At 66.4% G+C, this 15,091-nt stretch carries 16 protein-coding genes and 1 pseudogene; 12 read left to right on the top strand and 5 right to left on the bottom strand.

Features of this window, described 5'->3' with window-relative positions:
• A pseudogene (locus GKO32_RS39340) lies at nt 1–108 on the bottom strand (LysE family translocator); the annotation flags it as partial.
• Between the two features lie 148 nt (nt 109–256).
• On the opposite strand from GKO32_RS39340, the gene ehuB reads away from it, so the two are divergent.
• The 4 genes from ehuB to ehuA are packed head-to-tail and all read left to right on the top strand — an operon-like array spanning nt 257 to nt 3,282.
• Entirely contained in the window at nt 257–1,150 is an 894-nt protein-coding gene (gene ehuB / locus GKO32_RS26645) for an ectoine/hydroxyectoine ABC transporter substrate-binding protein EhuB (protein WP_154759639.1), read from the top strand.
• Between the two features lie 5 nt (nt 1,151–1,155).
• On the top strand, nt 1,156–1,860 hold the full coding sequence (ehuC, locus tag GKO32_RS26640) for an ectoine/hydroxyectoine ABC transporter permease subunit EhuC (protein ID WP_312868582.1): 705 nt from the start codon (nt 1,156–1,158) through the stop codon (nt 1,858–1,860).
• On the top strand, nt 1,860–2,516 hold the full coding sequence (ehuD, locus tag GKO32_RS26635; protein ID WP_154759637.1) for an ectoine/hydroxyectoine ABC transporter permease subunit EhuD: 657 nt from the start codon (nt 1,860–1,862) through the stop codon (nt 2,514–2,516). Before ehuC ends, ehuD begins: the two co-directional genes overlap by 1 nt.
• Before the next feature lies 1 nt (nt 2,517).
• Nucleotides 2,518–3,282, top strand: a complete 765-nt coding sequence (gene ehuA, locus GKO32_RS26630; RefSeq protein ID WP_154759636.1) for an ectoine/hydroxyectoine ABC transporter ATP-binding protein EhuA — start codon at nt 2,518–2,520, stop codon at nt 3,280–3,282.
• Here ehuA and GKO32_RS26625 read toward each other — a convergent pair.
• Entirely contained in the window at nt 3,221–4,192 is a 972-nt protein-coding gene (locus GKO32_RS26625; RefSeq protein ID WP_154759635.1) for a hypothetical protein, read from the bottom strand. The two genes, ehuA and GKO32_RS26625, sit on opposite strands and share 62 nt — an antisense overlap.
• A 164-nt stretch (nt 4,193–4,356) precedes the next feature.
• Here GKO32_RS26625 and GKO32_RS26620 point away from each other — a divergent pair, with 164 nt between their 5' ends.
• Together GKO32_RS26620 and GKO32_RS26615 are read left to right on the top strand one after the other, a co-directional pair.
• Nucleotides 4,357–7,344, top strand: coding sequence for a tetratricopeptide repeat protein (locus GKO32_RS26620; RefSeq protein WP_166459743.1), 2,988 nt, complete (start codon nt 4,357–4,359; stop codon nt 7,342–7,344).
• Nucleotides 7,345–7,666: 322 nt separating this feature from the next.
• Nucleotides 7,667–8,440: an enoyl-CoA hydratase-related protein gene (locus tag GKO32_RS26615; protein WP_154759633.1), complete on the top strand. Its 774-nt coding sequence runs from the start codon at nt 7,667–7,669 to the stop codon at nt 8,438–8,440.
• Between the two features lies 1 nt (nt 8,441).
• On the opposite strand, the gene GKO32_RS26610 is transcribed toward GKO32_RS26615, so the two are convergent.
• The 3 genes from GKO32_RS26610 to GKO32_RS26600 are packed head-to-tail and all read right to left on the bottom strand — an operon-like array spanning nt 8,442 to nt 9,685.
• On the bottom strand, nt 8,442–8,867 hold the full coding sequence (locus tag GKO32_RS26610; protein WP_154759656.1) for a type II toxin-antitoxin system VapC family toxin: 426 nt from the start codon (nt 8,865–8,867) through the stop codon (nt 8,442–8,444).
• The gene (locus GKO32_RS26605; RefSeq protein WP_154759632.1) at nt 8,867–9,118 is read right to left on the bottom strand and encodes an antitoxin; all 252 of its coding nucleotides are present in this window, start codon (nt 9,116–9,118) and stop codon (nt 8,867–8,869) included. Before GKO32_RS26605 ends, GKO32_RS26610 begins: the two co-directional genes overlap by 1 nt.
• Nucleotides 9,119–9,133: 15 nt before the next feature.
• The gene (locus GKO32_RS26600; RefSeq protein WP_312868581.1) at nt 9,134–9,685 is read right to left on the bottom strand and encodes an NUDIX domain-containing protein; all 552 of its coding nucleotides are present in this window, start codon (nt 9,683–9,685) and stop codon (nt 9,134–9,136) included.
• A gap of 38 nt (nt 9,686–9,723) precedes the next feature.
• On the opposite strand from GKO32_RS26600, the gene nucS reads away from it, so the two are divergent.
• The 6 genes from nucS to dhaM all read left to right on the top strand — a co-directional run bounded on the left by nucS (nt 9,724) and on the right by dhaM (nt 14,996).
• Nucleotides 9,724–10,383 carry an endonuclease NucS gene (gene nucS, locus GKO32_RS26595; protein ID WP_312868580.1) on the top strand — a complete coding sequence of 220 codons (660 nt, stop codon included), beginning with the start codon at nt 9,724–9,726 and terminating at the stop codon, nt 10,381–10,383.
• 234 nt (nt 10,384–10,617) lie between these two features.
• Nucleotides 10,618–12,318 carry a sodium:solute symporter family protein gene (locus GKO32_RS26590; RefSeq protein ID WP_312868579.1) on the top strand — a complete coding sequence of 567 codons (1,701 nt, stop codon included), beginning with the start codon at nt 10,618–10,620 and terminating at the stop codon, nt 12,316–12,318.
• A 13-nt stretch (nt 12,319–12,331) separates the two neighbouring features.
• On the top strand, nt 12,332–12,595 hold the full coding sequence (locus GKO32_RS26585; RefSeq protein WP_154759630.1) for a hypothetical protein: 264 nt from the start codon (nt 12,332–12,334) through the stop codon (nt 12,593–12,595).
• Between the two features lie 99 nt (nt 12,596–12,694).
• Nucleotides 12,695–13,696, top strand: coding sequence for a dihydroxyacetone kinase subunit DhaK (gene dhaK / locus GKO32_RS26580; RefSeq protein WP_154759629.1), 1,002 nt, complete (start codon nt 12,695–12,697; stop codon nt 13,694–13,696).
• Entirely contained in the window at nt 13,696–14,319 is a 624-nt protein-coding gene (dhaL, locus tag GKO32_RS26575; protein WP_154759628.1) for a dihydroxyacetone kinase subunit DhaL, read from the top strand. The genes dhaK and dhaL overlap by 1 nt, the downstream gene beginning before the upstream one ends.
• Entirely contained in the window at nt 14,316–14,996 is a 681-nt protein-coding gene (gene dhaM / locus GKO32_RS26570; protein WP_312868578.1) for a dihydroxyacetone kinase phosphoryl donor subunit DhaM, read from the top strand. Before dhaL ends, dhaM begins: the two co-directional genes overlap by 4 nt.
• The last annotated feature ends 95 nt before the right edge of the window (nt 14,997–15,091 follow it).

Genomic DNA, 15,091 nt, shown 5'->3' with positions numbered 1-15,091 from the left:
CGTCCCACCCGCGAGTGCATTCTTCAACGTGACCATCGTGTCCGGTCCGGGTGCCAGCACCACCAGTACAACGAAGATCAGGTAGGTGCCATAGGTACTCCACGTCACGCCGACTCACGCTAGCGCGGTACGTCACTCACGATGAAGTGATTTTCTTTTGGGCCACCGAGTTGATCTCGTTCCGATAACGCTCTTTGACCCGAACGGGCCAGCCGCCTACGTTCAGTAGCAACTCGAATCGGAACGGAGTGCTGCGATGTCGCGGGGTACGTGGACGAGACGGGATTTTTTCCGGCATTCGGCGGTACTGGGAGCGGCCGCGATCGGCGGCCCGGTACTGCTCAGTGCATGTCAGAGCACCGGCAGCGGAGACACGCTGACGGCGGCGAAGAATGCGAAAACGATCAAAATCGGGATCGCGAACGAGGCGCCATACGGATACGCGGATTCTTCGGGCAACACCACGGGTGAAGCGCCCGAGGTCGCGAAGGCGGCGTTCAAGGGGCTGGGCATCGACAATGTGCAGGCCAGTGTCGTGCCGTTCGACCAGCTGATTCCCGCGTTGAACGCCAAGCAGTTCGACGTGGTGGCCGCCGGTATGAATATCACGCCGACCCGCTGCAAGGCGGCGCTGTTCTCCAATCCGGACTACTCGGCGCTCACTGCTTTGCTGGTCCCCAAGGGAAATCCGCAGGGCATCAACACGCTGCAGGACGTCGCCGCGAAGAAGGTCCAGCTCGCGGTGCTGTCCGCCGCGGTCGAGAAGGGGTACGCGACCGCCGCCGGGGTGCCCGACAGCAACATCCAAACCCTTGACACGCAGGACAATATGCTGCGCGCCGTCACGACGGGCCGGGTGTACGCCGCCGCGCTCACCGACATTTCGTTGAAATACCTGGCAAAGCAGAACCCCGGCGCGGGTGTCGAGGTCACGCCGGGATTCACGCCCATCGAGAACGGGCAGCCGGTGGTGTCGGCAGGCGGGTTCGTGTTCCGTCAGTCTGATACGTCGCTGCGGGACGCGTTCAACCAGCAGCTGGGCACGCTGCATTCGAACGGGCAATGGCTGCAGATCGCCACGCCGTTCGGCTTCGACCGGAACAATCTGCCGAATCCGAGCCTGACGACCGACAAGCTCTGCGCTGCCTGATTTCCGTGTCCGGCGATTATTCCTACATTGTCTCGTCCATCCTCAGCGGCCTGGGCGTAACGATCGCGGCCACTCTCGGCGGCATCGCGCTCACGATCGTGCTGGCGTTTCTCGCCGGCCTCGGCATGCTGTCGCCGCGGCCGTCCGTGCGGGCCGTCAGCCGCGTGTACGTCGAGATTTTTCGCGGGACGTCCGAAGTGGTGCAGCTGTTCTGGCTGTACTTCGTGCTTCCCGCGCTGGTCGGGTTGAAGTTGATTCCGCTGTTCGCGGGCGTCCTCGTGCTCGGGTTCAACCATGGCGCGTACGGCGCGGAAATCGTCCGCGGCGCGGTGCAGTCGGTGCCGAAAGCGCAACGCGAAGGCGCGATCGCGTTGTCGTTTTCCCCCGTCCAGCGGATGTTCCGGGTGCTGCTGCCGCAGGCGGTGGTCGAGATGTATCCGCCGTTCAACAACCTTTTCATCCAGTTGCTGAAGAGCACCGCGCTGCTGTACTTCGTCTCGGCGGGCGAGATTACGGAGAAGGGCGAGCTGTTGCGGCCGGTGTACGGCAGCAATCTCGTGTTCATCTACGGAGTCGAGCTCGTGTGTTATCTCGTGCTCGCGATCCTGATCACGCTCGTCATGCGCTTCCTGGAACGCCGAGGCGCCAGGCGGCTCGGCCGGGCACCAGTCAAACGTAAGTTCTTCGCCAGTACGGCGGAGGTGTCCTGATGAACTGGGACTGGCAAAACGCCCGCGATTCGATTCCCTTGCTGCTGGAGGGTTTGCTCGTCACCATCGAGCTGACCGTGCTCGGTTCGGCACTGGCATATGTGCTGGGGCTGGTGTTCGCGTTGCTGCGGCGGGCGCGGATCCCGGTGGTCAGTCAGCTCGTGTTCCTGTTCGTCGAGTTCGTGCGCAGCACCCCGCTGCTGATCCAGGTGTTCGTCATCTTCTACCTGCTGTGGCCGCTACTCGGTATCAAGCCCTCGGCGTTCCTGACAGGTGTGATCGCACTCGGGATCCATTACGCCACCTACACTTCCGAGGTGTACCGGGCGGGGATCGAGGCTGTCCCGAAAGGACAGTGGGAGGCGGCGACGGCGCTGTCGCTGCCGCGGTCGCGGGTGTGGACGGGCATCATCCTGCCGCAGGCCGTGCCGCGAGTGGTGCCCGCGCTGGGCAACTACACGATCTCGATGTTCAAGGAAACCCCGTTGCTGCTGGCGATCGGTGTGCTGGACGTGCTGAACCGCGCGAAGGAACAGGGCGCGGAGACGTTCCGCGTGATCGAGCCATACACCCTGGCCGGCGTGATGTTCCTCCTGGTCAGCTACCCCGCGTCCCTTTTGGTGAGAAGGTTGGAACGCCGTGTCGGACAGCTCTAGCATGATCGAGTTCGATGGTGTGGTGAAACGCTTTGGCGATCACGTGGTGTTGCGGGAGCTGGATTTCACGGTCTCGCCCGGTGAGTTCGTCACGCTCATCGGGCCGAGCGGTTCAGGGAAGACGACGATCCTGCGCCTGCTGATGACGCTGGAGCGGGTCAACGAAGGCAGGATCCATGTCGGTGGCGAGTGCCTGACGCATATGCCCAAGGGCGACGCGATGGTGCCGGCCAACGAGAAACATCTGCGACGGATGCGCAAGCGCATCGGCATGGTCTTCCAGCAGTTCAACCTGTTTCCCAACATGACGGTGCTGCAGAACGTGACCGAGGCGCCGATCCGCGCGCTCGGACTGTCCAAAGAGGAGGCAGAGGGGCGCGCGGCCGAATTGCTGGAGATGGTGGGACTGACCGAAAAGAGGACGGCGCGTCCCAGCCAGCTTTCGGGGGGGCAGCAGCAGCGGGTCGCGATCGCGCGGGCGCTGGCGATGCGGCCGGACGTCCTGCTGCTCGACGAAGTCACCTCGGCGCTGGACCCGGAGCTGGTGGCCGGCGTGCTCAAGGTGCTCAAGGAGATCGCGTCCACAACGGACATCACGTTCCTGTGTGTGACCCACGAAATGCAGTTCGCGCGCGATGTGTCGGACCGGGTGATGATGTTCGACCAGGGGCAGGTCATCGAGGACGCCATACCGGAGAAGCTGTTCACCGCGCCCGAGCACGAGCGGACGCGGGCGTTCCTGCATGCGGTGCTCGACCGGGCCTGAGGACGCCGTCGAAGACGCGTGGCAGTGGAACCGGTATCGGACCGCGGTCCAGTTCGCACATGCCGAGCAGGCCGTACATCGCCGCCCGCAGTGCCGTCGCTCCCGGCGCGCCGATAACCGGTGAGATCGCGCGCCGCACCCGTTCCGCCTGCTGTGCGGCGGTCTGGCGTTGTGACAGCAAGGGCCGGTCGTGCCGAAGCGCGGGTGCGGACCGGCGGAGCACGTCGCCGGGGCTGTCACGGCGGAGGTGATCGGGCCGGGCAGCGACCGTCACGGGCACGCCCAGCGCCGCGGCCAACGCCGTGACGCGGCCGTGGTCGCCCAGCACCCAGTCGGCGCCGACGATCGCCCCCTGCCAGCCGTCGGACGGCCGCACGAGCGCCAGTCCGGCGTCGAGGTACGGGGACAGCCAGGCGCGCACCTGTCGTTCGCGGTGCGTGGCCCAGATCCGCGGATGCACGACGAGCGCGATGCGGCCGGCATCCGCGGTGAGCTCGGCGAGTAGCCCGCCACACAGCTCCGGCATGCTCCGGAACACCGAGCTGCGTGACCACGTCGAGCTGACCGTGACCAGTACACCACCCGTGCCGACGCCGAGGGCTTCCCGGTAGCGCGCACGGAACGGCAGACTTGCGCGCATCCGGTCGAGACACAGCCCGGTGGTGTCGCCGGCGATCAGGACCGGGCCACGTAGCCCGGACACGTGCCGGGGGCTTGTCGCGAGGATGAGATCCCAGTCATGCCGGACGGCTTCGTACCACGGCAGGACAAGCGCGGCCTCGACCGGTGGCGTCCCGGGCGCGGTGAACACCACCTGAATCCGCCAATCGGTTTCCACGAGCGACAACAGCTCGAACAGCCGGGCATCCGGAGCCACGACAAGCACCTTGTGGAAGAGGTTTTTCGGCATAGGCCGAGCTTGTGCCCGGATCCTGTCATGGACCGGTCGCCGGGTGGACAGAAATATGACAGTCGATCTTTTCCGATGACAGCTGAATGTTAGGTTTCCGATTCCGGCCCATTCTCGCGTGGTGCGTGGCATTCTGGAGAAAGCCGCCAGGGGAGGTGTCGCCAGTGCGGACAAGATTCGAGTTCGGGATTCTGGGCAGTACGATCGTGCATCCGCACGGGAACCCGCTTGTGCAGGCGGACGTTCCGCGTAAATTCCGGCAGGTGCTGGCGGCGTTGCTCGCTCAGCCCAACCGGCGGCTGTCGTTCGCGCAGCTCGTCGAGTGGGTCTGGACGGAGGACGAGCAACCGCCTGCTGACCGGAAAACGACCGGTCACACTTACCGGCACCGGATAAGCCGATTACTCGCGGACGCCGGCGCTGTGGGCCGACTGAGCACCGTTAATGGTGGTCTGCGCGTGGATACCGACGAGAGTCAGATCGATTATTACGTGTTTCGGAATTTACTTTCCCAGGCCCGGAACTGTCGCGACGAAAAAGATCATGAGTGCGCGGTGGACCTCGCCGAAGAGGCATTGGGACTCTGGCGGGACCAGCCGTTACTGGACCTCGACACCTCACCGGCCCGCAACTGGCGGCAGGCCGTGCTCGCCGAAGAATGGTTGCCGGCCAATCTCTTCCTGCTCGACGAGCAGATCGCGCTCGGCCGGTTCGACGCCGCACTGGCCCGTCACGGTGAAATAAGCCGCCGGCACGGTTTCGACCCACGACTGATCCGGCGCCAGTTGCGAATCCTGCATTCCCTTTCACGGCACAGCGAGGCCACGGACACCTACCTGGCGAGCTACCGGAAGCTGCGCGGTGACGGGCAGGACGCCGAAGCGCAGGAGCTGCGGCACTTCCATGACGAGCTGCAACGCCGCTTCGAATCCGGGCACCCCGCCGAGCCGGTCCGGATCGTCGCGGGGCCACGCCTGCTGCCGCCGGATGTCGCCGGTTTCATCGGCCGCGCCGATTTGTTGCGGATGCTGGACGAGCACACCGGGGTCGCGGCGGGGCGGCTGCGCGCGTCGGTGGTGGTGCTGGCCGGTATCGGCGGGATCGGGAAGACCACGCTCGCCGTCCGCTGGGCTCGCCGCGCGTCGAACCGGCTGTCTGCCGGCGTACTGTTCGCCGACCTGCACGGGTTCTCGCAACTACGGCGGCTGGAACCGGGGGATGTCGTCGACGATTTCCTTGCCCAGCTGGGATATCCGGTCGAGCACATCGTCGGTCCCGCTGGGCGCGCCGAGAAACTCCGCGCATTGCTGGAGGCCGGCCCGAAGCTCATCGTGCTCGACAACGTGCAGAACTCGGCGCATGTGCGTGCGCTGCTGCCGCTGTTCGGCGACTGCGCGGTGGTCATCACGAGCAGGCACCGTCTCACCGAACTCGCCGTGCGCCACGGCATTCCCTCGTGGACGGTCGGTCCACTCGGTGCCGCCCACGGCATCGAGCTGCTTTCGGACCGGATCGGTGCGCGGGCGAGTGAGGTGCCGGAAACGTTGCGGGTACTGGTGGAGCTGTGTCATGGCCTGCCGCTGGCGCTGACCCTGGTCGCGGAACGGATCGCGAGCCGCCCTGCGGTTCCGGTGCCCGCGCTGGTGACGCAGCTGCGCGACAGCGAGCTGCTGCTGGCCATCGGCCAAGACGGGGACAGCCCCGACGGCAGTCTGAACGCGGTTTTTTCCCTTTCCTACCAAGCGCTTTCGGTGGAAGCCGGGCGGCTTTTCCGGTTGCTCGGCCTGCATCCCGGCGCGGAGTTCGGCGTCGGCGTGGCCGCGGCGCTGGCCGGGGAAGGTCTGCCCGCGACAAGGCAACATCTCGATGAGCTCGTCGGTGCGCAGCTGATGGAGCAGGCCGGTGACGTCGACCGGTTCCGGGTCCACGATCTGGTACTCGCCTTTGCCGCCGGTCTGGCGGACGGCGATCCGGAAGCAGACCAGGCCGTCTCCAGGATGCTCGATTTCTATCTGGGGACCGCGCTCGACGCGCACCGGGTGGCGTTCCCGCATATCGGGTTGCCGCCGGTGCCCGCCGAGATCCGGGGCATGACCATTGCCGGGAATGAGGAAGCGGATGCCTGGTATCTGCGGGAGCGGAGCAATCTGGGCGCGATCATCCATTCCGCGTGGATCGGCCGGACCCGGTACGGCTGGGCGCTGCCGCACGTGGCGGCGCGGTTCATGGACCGGTTCGGGTTCTATGCAGACCTGGTCTCCGCGCTCACCGTGACCGCTGAAATGCTTGCTGCGCAACGCAATCCGGAAGCAGTGGCCTCGACGCTCAACGATCTCGGCTTTTTCCAGCTCACCCTCGGCGACACCGAACCCGCCGCGCGGAACTTCGAGCGAGCGCTGAAAATACTGGCCGAAGTGGACGCGCCGACCGGAATCCTCACCGTGCGGATCAACCTCGCGGCGACGGAGCGGAAACGAGGCGACCGGGCGGCGGCCACCGCGATCTACCGTGAGTGCTTGACAATGGCCCGCGCGCAGGGCGATGTCGTGCGGGAGGCGAAGGTCGAGCACTACCTCGGGGAGACCGCCGCCGAGGAGCGCCGATACGACGTCGCGGTCGGGCATTTCGAGCGTGCGCTGGAACTCCGTGAGGCGCTCGCCGACACGGCGGGGCAGGTCTCGACCCTCGCCGAGCGGTGTCAGATCGCGGGCGCCCGAGGCCAGTACCGGGTGGCTGACGAGTTCGCCGCGCGAGCATCGGTCCTGCTGGCGACGGTTCAGGACGTCTCGGCCGCAATCCGGCTGCACACGGTGGTGGCCGAGCTGAACCTGAGCCGGCGGCGTTACGCCGACGCAGTCGAGTCCGCCGGGCTGGCGCTCCAGCTGACCAAGCAGACCGGGCTTTCCGCAGCCGAGGCGTCGGCGCTGGATCTGCTGGGCCGGGCCTACGCGGCTGCCGGAGAGCCCGAACAGGCGCGCGCGGTATGGCTGCTGGCCGCCGACATTTTCCGTCGCCGTGGCCGGCAATGGCAGGCCGACCGGCTGACCCGGCGGGTCGAGTCGCTGCCCGCGGCGCCGCCGATCCCCGGCGCCCGACCCGCCGACATCACCCAACCGGGTGTTTCGCTTGATGAAACTCCAGACCTACTCTGAGTAGTTCGCCGGTCACGGTTGTGCGCGTTTGGGCTGGTGGTACCCCCAAGTGAGGTGCGTCGGCGCACCGAGAGTTGCCAGCAACCGGCGACCGCGTTCCGCCGCCCCCCATTGCGATCCATCGCGATGTTGATCTACGTTGGCGCCGCGCTGTTGAGCTTGGGCAGCGCCTCCCCAACCCCCCGATTTCCCGTGGAGTTCCACCAGTGCACGCTCGTTTTCGTTCTGCCGGAGTCCTTTCCGGAGTGTGTTTCGCCTTCGTCGTGATGGCCGCCCCGCTTTGGTGGTTCTGCTGACCGCGCGCCGCAACTAGGCTCGGAACATGGCCGAGTACCAACACATCCTGGTGAAGCGTGACGGTGAGACGGTCACGATCACGATGAACCGTGCCGCGCGGCGCAACTCGTTGTCCGAGGACCATTTGCGGGAGCTGCTGGCGGCGTTTCGTGACGCCGGCCAGACGGACGCGACGGGCATCGTGCTCGCCGGCGCCGGGCCGGTGTTCTCCGCGGGCCATGACTTCGGGGACGTCGCCGCCCGTGATCTCGATGGGGTCCGTGCGCTGCTGCGGCTGTGCACCGATCTGATGCGGACGATCCAGTCGGTCCCGCAGGTGGTCATCGCGCGGGTGCACGGGCTCGCGACCGCCGCCGGCTGTCAGCTCGTCGCTTCCTGTGATCTCGCGGTGGCTGCCGAATCCGCCGGTTTCGCGTTGCCCGGCGGCAAAGGTGGCTGGTTCTGTCACACCCCGGCCGTCCCGGTGGCGCGGGCAGTGGGGCGGAAAAGGCTGATGGAACTGGCGCTCACCGGTGATGTCATCGACGCGGCGACCGGCCTCGACTGGGGTCTGATCAACCGGGTCGTGCCGGACGACCAGCTCGACGACGCCGTCGCCGAGCTACTCGGGCGCGCGACGCGGGGGAGTCGCGCGAGCAAGGCCCTCGGCAAGCAAACGCTGTACGCCCAGCTGGACCGCCCCGAGGCGGATGCCTATGCGATCGCCCTGGAAGTGATGGCGGCGGCGTCGCAGACCCCGGCCGCGCGTGAGGGTATGGCCGCCTTCCTGGAGAAGCGGAAGCCGGACTGGAGCGAGTAGTTCACTCACTCGGCCGGTGCACGCGTAGGCCGTCGAAACGAGTGAAGTCGGCATCGAAGGACATCACGTCGGCGCCGTGCTCCACCGCGATCGCCGCGAGATGTGCGTCATTGACGAGGTTGCCGGCCGTTCCGATCGAGCGGAGCAGGCCCCGAAGGACTCCCAGGTGCCGTGGCGTCGGCTGGAGGACCACGGCCCCCGGCTGATCAAGCCATTGCTCGACCGTCTCGAAAGCGAGGTTCGAGGGCAGTGGATTCCGGAAGATGTTCGGGTGCGTGCTGATCCGGAGGAAAGCCAGCAGGACGACCCATGTGAAGCCGACTGAACCACCCACCGAAAGTGCTCGATCCAGCCAGCTGCGCGCTGCCTCGTGGTTCGGGGCGTCCTTGTTCACCGCGTACAGCAACACGTTGGCATCGACGAGCATCACTTACCGACGCTCAGCTTCCGCTGGATTTCGGCATCTTCGAGATCGGCGGCAAGGCGAAGCGCTTGGTCGAGGGGGACTGCCGGGGCGCCCATCGAAAACGTGCGCGTTCGAAAGTTCTCCTGGCTTCGCTTCGCCAACGCCGACCGTAGCGCGGTGTTGACCGCTTCCTTGAACGACAGCCCCCGCTCGGCCATCATCGTCCGAACCAACGCTTCGACGTCCGAATCGAGTGTTATGGTCGTCCGCATTTAATCATCATAGCATCATCGCGTTTGATGCCATGATGCTTCGAGCAGTAGCAGGGCGTATGCGGCGATCGACTGGGCGTCGGTGATCTCGCCTTCCCGCACCATTTGCTCGAACTCGGCGCGGGTGAACCACGCCGTGCGCATGTCCTGTTCCTCGTGTTCGCGTTGATGTGGACCCTCGGTGAGATCCGTGGCGAGGAAGACACGGCCGCGCTGGCTGGACATCCCGGCGGCGACATCGAGCAGTCCGAGGTCTTCCAGTTTTCCCGCGATGAGACCGGTTTCCTCGCGCAGCTCGCGGGCGGCGAGTTCGGACGGCTGGACGTCGGCCAGGTCAGGGGCCGTGCCCTGCGGGAATTCCCAGCGGCGCAGGCCGAGCGGGTACCGGTATTGCTCGACCAGCTGCAGGCGGTCCCCGTCGAGCGGGATGATCAAGGCGTACTGGGGCTTGTCGATGACGCCATAGATGCCCGCGGAGCCGTCCGGACGGCGGATGCCGTCCTCACGCACGGTCATCCAGTTGTTCCGGTACACCTCGCGGGAGCTGACCTGTTCAATGGGATCCACCCGATCAGTGTGCCGAAGGCGTCTTCTACCCTCCTGGGGTGCGTCTCGTGATCGCTCGTTGCCAGGTCGACTACGCCGGGCGGCTGACCGCCCATCTGCCGATGGCGACCCGCCTGCTGCTCATCAAGGCTGACGGCTCGGTGTCCATCCACTCGGACGACCGCGCCTACAAGCCGTTGAACTGGATGAGCCCGCCCTGCTGGCTCATCGAGGACGGCGACATCTGGACCGTGCAGAACAAGGCCGGCGAAAAACTCGTGATCAGCATCGACGAGCGGATCGACGAGATCAAGCACGAGCTGGGGGCCGAACCCGGACTGCAGAAGGACGGCGTCGAGGCGCACCTGCAGGAGCTGCTGGCCGAGCACATCACGACGCTCGGCGAGGGCTATTCGTTGGTACGGCGGGAGTATCCGACCGCGATCGGCCCGGTGGACATCCTGTGCCGTGACGGGTCGGGCTCGACGGTCGCGGTCGAGATCAAACGCCGCGGCGAGATCGACGGCGTCGAACAGCTGACCAGGTATCTCGAACTGCTCAACCGGGACCCGCTGTTGGCGCCGGTACAGGGTGTGTTCGCGGCGCAGCTGATCAAGCCGCAGGCCCGCACACTCGCGGAGGACCGCGGGATCCGGTGCCTGACCCTCGATTACGAGGCCTTGCGCGGGACCGAAAGCGACGAGTTCCGCCTCTTCTAGTACGCCGTTCCGGCTAACGGTCTTTGCCTTTCGTACCAACGGGAATCCGCGGGTGCCGCGCGCCTTCGAGTTGCCGCACACGCCGGTTCGCGGTTGGCTTCTGACAACTTCGGTCTCAACCCGGTCAAGACGCCCCGGTTGCGTTCACAGGTGCACTACCAGGTAGTAATGTGCGCTCGTCAGGTTGATCCTGGTGGTTCTTGTTGAATGGTGTTGACTCGTGGAGGTGCACCGGTGCATGTCCTAGCCGCAGCGAACCTGCGACTTGATGCGAGCGCGATCGACTACGTGTTGCTCGCGTTCTACTTCGTGCTGGTGCTCGGCATCGGCTACCTGGCACGAAGGCAGGTCTCGACCAGCCTCGACTTCTTCCTGTCCGGCCGGTCGCTGCCGGCCTGGGTCACCGGCCTCGCCTTCATTTCCGCGAACCTCGGGGCGATCGAGGTCATGGGCATGTCGGCCAACGGCGCCCAGTACGGCCTGCCGACCGCGCACTACTTCTGGATCGGCGCGATCCCCGCGATGCTGTTCCTCGGCGTCGTGATGATGCCGTTCTACTACGGCTCGAAAGTCCGCAGCGTTCCCGAATTCATGCTGCGCCGCTTTGGGCCCGCCGCGCACTGGGTCAACAGCGCCAGCTTCGCGCTCGCACAGATCCTCATCGCGGGCGCGAACCTGTACCTGCTGGCCAGCGTCGTCAACCTGCTGCTCGGCTGGCCGATCTGGGTCTCGATCATCATCGCGGCCGCGATCGTGCTCGCCTACACCGCGCTCGGCGGGCTGTCCGCCGCCATCTACAACGAGGTGCTCCAGTTCTTCGTCATCCTCGCCGCGCTGATCCCGCTCACCATCGTCGGGCTGTACAAGGTCGGCGGCTGGAGCGGTCTGATGGACAAGGTCTCGGGCGGCCCTGGCGGCAGCGAGCAGTTGCATTCCTGGCCGGGTAACCAGCTGACCGGGTTCACCAGCAACTTCCTGTCGGTGCTGGGCCTGATCTTCGGGCTCGGGTTCGTGCTGTCCTTCGGTTACTGGACCACGAACTTCGTCGAGGTCCAGCGCGCGATGGCGTCCAAGAGCATGTCCGCCGCCCGGCGCACGCCGATCATCGGTGCGTTCCCGAAGATGTTCATCCCGTTCGTCGTGATCATCCCCGGCATGGTCGCGGCCGTCACCGTGACCGAACTGATGGGGCAGAACAAGGAAGCCCTGCTCGCCGGCAAGGACGCGCCGAGCGGCGCGACCTTCAACAACGCGCTCCTGCTGCTCATGCGCGACATCCTGCCCAACGGCATCCTCGGGGTCGCGATCGCCGGGCTGCTCGCGTCGTTCATGGCGGGTATGGCCGCGAACCTGAGCTCGTTCAACACCGTGTTCTCGTACGACATCTGGCAGCGTTACGTGATCAAGGACCGGCCGGACGGGTACTACCTGCGGCTGGGCCGCGTCATGACCGCGATCGCCACCATCCTCGCGATCGGGACGGCGTTCATCGCTTCGACCTACTCGAACCTGATGGACTACCTGCAGACGCTGTTCTCCTTCTTCAACGCGCCCCTCTTCGCCACCTTCATCCTCGGCATGTTCTGGAAGCGGATGACGAAGGCGGCGGGCTGGTCGGGCCTTGTGTTCGGTACCGCCGCGGCGATCTTGGTGTTCGTGCTCAACAAGACCGGCGCCTTCGACCTCCCGGGCCAGGGCGCCAGTTTCCTCGCGGCCATCGCGGCGTTCGTGGTCGACATCGTGGTCAGCGTCGTCGTCACCTATGCCACGAAACCCAAGCCCGACGCCGAACTGGTCGGTCTCGTGTACTCGCTCACCCCGCGCGAGTCGCTGAAGCACGAGACCACCGGCGAAGACGCCGGCTGGTACCGCAAGCCGGTGCTGCTGGCCGGTATCGCCCTGGTCCTCACCATCGCGCTGAACATCGCCTTCTAGGAGGTCGGCTGTCATGGCAACGTCATCAACCCCGCGGACGCGCAAGGCAGGCGCGTTCGACGTCCGGCTCATCATCGCCCTGCTCACCGGGGTGTACGGCATCGTGCTGACGATCATGGGGGCCGTGGTCACCCGTGGCGCCCAGATCGAGAAGGCCGCCGGCGTCAACATCAACCTGTGGGCTGGTATCGGCCTGCTCATCTTCACCGCGTTGTTCGTGTTGTGGGCGCTGGTCCGCCCAATCCGGGTGCCCGAGGAGCCACCAGCGAGCGAATAGCCCCGTTCCGGCGTACTCGGGGTGAGGCCCATTGCATGACGGCGGCGGCGGATCGAAGGTAGAGAGAGCACCGGAGACCCAAGCCAACGGAGGCGGGCAATGAAAAAGATCATCAATGATCCGGCCGAGGTCGTCACCGAGTCGCTACGCGGGTTCGCCGCCGCCCATTCCGACCTCGTGCGTGTGGAGTACGCCCCGGACGTGGTCATCCGGGCCGACGCGCCGGTGGCCGGGAAGGTCGCGGTGATTTCGGGCGGCGGGTCCGGGCACGAACCGCTGCATGGCGGGTTCGTCGGTCCCGGCATGCTCGACGCCGCCGTACCGGGTGCGGTTTTCACGTCGCCGACACCGGATGCGGTGCAGGCGGCGGTCGCGGCCACGACGGGTGACGCGGGCGCGTTGCTGATCGTGAAGAACTACACCGGGGACGTGCTGAACTTCGAGACCGCCGCCGAACTCGCGGCCGCCGAGGGGCTCGACGTGCGCAGCGTCGTGATCGACGACGATGTGGCGGTCGCGGACTCGACGTTCACCGCCGGGCGCCGGGGTGTCGGCGGGACGGTGTTGCTGGAGAAGCTCATCGGTGCGGCCACCGCGCGTGGTGATGCGCTGGACGCGGTGGAAGCGTTGGCGCGCAAGGTGATCGAGCAGGTCCGCTCGATCGGCGTCGCGCTCACGGCGCCGACGGTCCCGCATGTCGGGGAGCCCAGTTTCGACCTCGCGGACGACGAGATCGAGTTCGGCATCGGCATCCACGGCGAGCCCGGTCGCGAACGCGTCAAGCTGGAGCCGGCGAACGCTCTGGTGGAGCGGATGGTCACCGCGGTCGTGGAGGATTTGCCGTTCGGCGACGGTGACCGGGTGCTGCTGTTCACGAACTCGATGGGTGGCACGCCGCTGGTGGAGTTGTACCTTGCGCACGGAATCGCCGAACGGCTGCTCGCCGACCGTGGCATCACGGTGGAGCGCCGGCTGGTCGGCCCGTACATCACGAGCCTGGAGATGCAGGGCATGAGCATCACACTGCTCAAAGTGGACGATGAGCTGGTCGACTTGTGGGATGCTCCGGTCAATACCGCCGCATTGCGCTGGAGGGTCTGATGAGTTGTACCGCGAACGGGGTCGCGGATGCGTTGCGTGCCGCCGCGGTGGTGATGGCCGAGCACCGCGTCGAGCTGATCGAACTCGACCGCGCGATCGGCGACGGTGACCATGGGGAGAACATGAACCGGGGCTTCACCGCCATAGTGTCCTCTTTGGACACTATGGTTCCGGAGACGCCGAGCGCGGTGCTCAAGCTGGCCGCGACGATGTTGATCTCGAAGGTCGGGGGAGCGGCGGGTCCGTTGTACGGCACGGCTTTCTTGCGTGCTTCCACGGCGATAGAGTCCGAATTGGACACCGCGGCGGTGGTCGCCGGACTGCGGGCGGCGCTGGAAGGGGTGCAGGCGCGCGGAAAGGCGGTCGAGGGCGACAAGACCATGGTGGACGCGCTGATCCCGGCGGTGGCCGCGGCCGAGCAGGCGGCAGCCGAAGGTGCGGATATCGCGGGGGTGCTGACCGCGGCGTCGGATGCCGCCGGGAAGGGGGCCGAGTCCACAGTGGACCTTGTGGCACGCAAGGGCCGGGCCTCCTACCTCGGTGAGCGGAGCGCGGGACATCTGGATCCGGGTGCCCGGTCCACGGCACTGTTGCTCGGTGCGCTGGCGGAGGCGGCGCGGTGACTGTTGGCCTGGTTCTTGTTTCGCACAGCGCGAAGCTGGCCGAAGGGCTCACCGAGGTGGCGGCGCAGATGGCCCCGGATGTGACAATCGTGCCGGCCGGCGGTTTGGCGGAAGGTGAGATCGGCACGGACTACGACCGGGTGGTCGCCGCGGTGCAGCGTGCCGACCGTGGGGATGGTGTTGTGCTGCTGTATGACCTGGGCAGTGCGCAGATGACGGCGGAACTGGCTGTGGAATCGTTGTCCGACCCGGAGGCCGCGGTGGTCGCCGACGCCCCGTTCGTCGAGGGCACGGTCGCCGCCGCGGTCGCCGCCCAAGGGGGTGCGTCCCGGGCGGATGTCCTCGCCGCCGCAGCTGCCGCCGGCGCACCAGACAAGGAGGCGCCGCCGGTTACGTCTGGGGCGGATGCTGAGCGGGTAGAACTGGTGCTGCGCAACGAAGTAGGCCTCCACGCCCGACCAGCTGCCGTCCTGGCGCGCCGCCTGTCCAGCATCGAGGCCGATGTCAGTGTGATCCTGGGTGATCAGGAAGCTGATGCGCACAGCGTGCTGGCCCTGATGTCGTTGGGCGCGCGCAAAGGCGACCGGATAGAGGTCCGAGCCCGCGGGCCGCAAGCCACCCAGGCGCTTGATGCGGTGGGGAAGCTGGTTGAGGAGAACTTCGGAGAGCCGGGGTGAGGCGCGGGGCGAAGGAAATCGGGCCGCCCGAACAATCCGCCGCCGTGCAACGAAAAGCTGGCCAACGGACCCGCCGCCCACTCCCACCCCCGGAC

This window comes from Amycolatopsis pithecellobii (assembly GCF_009707865.1).
Taxonomy (GTDB): Bacteria; Actinomycetota; Actinomycetes; order Mycobacteriales; family Pseudonocardiaceae; genus Amycolatopsis_E; species Amycolatopsis_E pithecellobii.
This window is presented reverse-complemented; position numbering and strand designations above follow the sequence as displayed.

Bases quoted from the DNA above. Each gene is read 5' to 3' on its own strand.
- ehuB (WP_154759639.1), top strand. From the start codon at position 257: ATGTCGCGGGGTACGTGGACGAGACGGGATTTTTTCCGGCATTCGGCG.
- ehuD (WP_154759637.1), top strand. From the start codon at position 1,860: ATGAACTGGGACTGGCAAAACGCCCGCGATTCGATTCCCTTGCTGCTG.
- ehuA (WP_154759636.1), top strand. From the start codon at position 2,518: ATGATCGAGTTCGATGGTGTGGTGAAACGCTTTGGCGATCACGTGGTG.
- GKO32_RS26625 (WP_154759635.1), bottom strand. From the start codon at position 4,192: ATGCCGAAAAACCTCTTCCACAAGGTGCTTGTCGTGGCTCCGGATGCC.
- GKO32_RS26615 (WP_154759633.1), top strand. From the start codon at position 7,667: ATGGCCGAGTACCAACACATCCTGGTGAAGCGTGACGGTGAGACGGTC.
- GKO32_RS26610 (WP_154759656.1), bottom strand. From the start codon at position 8,867: ATGCTCGTCGATGCCAACGTGTTGCTGTACGCGGTGAACAAGGACGCC.
- GKO32_RS26605 (WP_154759632.1), bottom strand. From the start codon at position 9,118: ATGCGGACGACCATAACACTCGATTCGGACGTCGAAGCGTTGGTTCGG.
- GKO32_RS26585 (WP_154759630.1), top strand. From the start codon at position 12,332: ATGGCAACGTCATCAACCCCGCGGACGCGCAAGGCAGGCGCGTTCGAC.
- dhaK (WP_154759629.1), top strand. From the start codon at position 12,695: ATGAAAAAGATCATCAATGATCCGGCCGAGGTCGTCACCGAGTCGCTA.
- dhaL (WP_154759628.1), top strand. From the start codon at position 13,696: ATGAGTTGTACCGCGAACGGGGTCGCGGATGCGTTGCGTGCCGCCGCG.